Source organism: Streptomyces katrae (genome assembly GCF_000717655.1).
In the GTDB taxonomy this organism is placed as follows: Bacteria; Actinomycetota; Actinomycetes; order Streptomycetales; family Streptomycetaceae; genus Streptomyces; species Streptomyces katrae_B.
Genome location: NZ_JNZY01000149.1, coordinates 1 through 202, shown reverse-complemented (window position 1 = coordinate 202; position 202 = coordinate 1). Strand labels below are relative to the sequence as shown.

At 74.3% G+C, this 202-nt stretch carries 1 protein-coding gene; it reads left to right on the top strand.

The window, feature by feature from the left end; translation table 11 throughout:
• Positions 1–202 (top strand): ATP-binding cassette domain-containing protein (locus tag IF09_RS0139745; RefSeq protein WP_030304515.1); only part of this gene is annotated, 202 nt, incomplete at both ends.

Here is a 202-nt window from a genome sequence, read left to right as displayed (position 1 = left end):
CCTCTTCCCGTGGCTGACGGCGGGCAAGAACATCGAACTCGCCCTGCGGCTGCGCGGGGTGGCCAAGGCCGAGCGCAAGCCGGAGGCCGAACGCCTGCTCGAACTGGTCCGGCTCGGCGGCGCCTACGGCAAGCGCGTCCACGAACTGTCCGGCGGCATGCGCCAGCGCGTGGCCCTGGCCCGGGCGCTGGCCCAGGACAGC